This is a genomic window from Klebsiella sp. TF21-TM, from assembly GCF_019753495.1.
Taxonomy (GTDB): Bacteria; Pseudomonadota; Gammaproteobacteria; order Enterobacterales; family Enterobacteriaceae; genus Klebsiella; species Klebsiella quasipneumoniae.
Map to the genome: position 1 here is coordinate 1 of NZ_JAIJYL010000105.1, position 1,206 is coordinate 1,206.

Consider the following 1,206-nt stretch of genomic DNA (forward strand, 5'->3'; position numbering starts at 1 on the left):
TAGTGTAAGTATCCCGGTAAAGCGGACCATTCACATTTAGAGATCTTCCTGCATACTGATTATGTTCCTGGAGGAGATCGCCATGCGCAAAGCCCGATTCACCGAACACCAGATCATTGCCGTTCTGAAGTCCGTCGAAGCCGGACGCACCGTCAAAGATGTGTGCCGCGAAGCCGGGATTTCTGAGGCCTCGTACTACAACTGGAAAGCGAAGTTCGGCGGTATGGAAGCCTCTGATATCAAAAAGATGAAGGACCTCGAAGATGAAAACCGCCGGTTGAAACAGATGTTTGCGGACCTGAGCCTCGAGTGCCGCGCATTGAAAGACGTTATTGAAAAAAAGCTTTAAAACCAGCGATAAAGCGTGAGCTGGTCAGCTATCTGACCGCGCAGTTTGCCATGAGCTTACGTCAGGCATGCAGGATATTGTCGCTGAGCAGGACGGTATTTCGTTATCAGCCGGATACGCAACGTGATGAGCCAGTCATTATGGCGCTGACCGTGGCGGCTGAACACTATCCGCGATACGGATTTAAAAAGCTTTTTCAGGTGCTGCGCAGGCAGGGCAAAAGCTGGAACCATAAGCGCGTTCACCGGATTTACTGCCTGCTGAAACTGAATTTTCGCCGTAAGGGAAAACAGCGCCTGCCAGTGCGTAATCCGGCTCCGCTGGCGACGCCAGAGGCGATGAACCAGAGCTGGTCCATCGATTTTATGCACGATGCGCTGGTGTGCGGCAGACGCTTCCGGACCTTTAACGTGGTGGATGATTTTAACCGCGAAGCACTGGCGATCGAAATTGACCTGAATATCCCGGCGCAGCGAGTCGTGAGAGTGCTGGACAGGATCGTGGCAAACCGCGGATATCCGCTAAAGATGCGGATGGATAACGGTCCGGAACTGGTCTCGCTGACGCTGGCACAATGGGCAGAAGAGCATGGTGTGATGCTGGAGTTTATCAGGCCCGGCAAGCCAACGCAGAATGCCTTTATCGAACGGTTCAACCGGACATACAGAACAGAAATACTGGATTTTTATCTGTTCAGAACACTGAATGAAGCACGGGAAATTACAGAGCGCTGGCTGAATATAACGGCGAGCGCCCCCACGAATCCCTGAATAACCTGACGCCGGAAGAATACCGGCTGATGGCTGAAACCCCGGAAATCTCAAAAAGTGCGTGGAACTAAAACGGGTGCGCTTACA

1 pseudogene is annotated in these 1,206 nt (G+C 52.2%); it reads left to right on the top strand.

The annotated features are described in order from the left end of the window. Positions 1–82: 82 nt before the first annotated feature. A pseudogene (locus tag K5R89_RS27100) lies at positions 83–1,190 on the top strand (IS3 family transposase). The last annotated feature ends 16 nt before the right edge of the window (positions 1,191–1,206 follow it).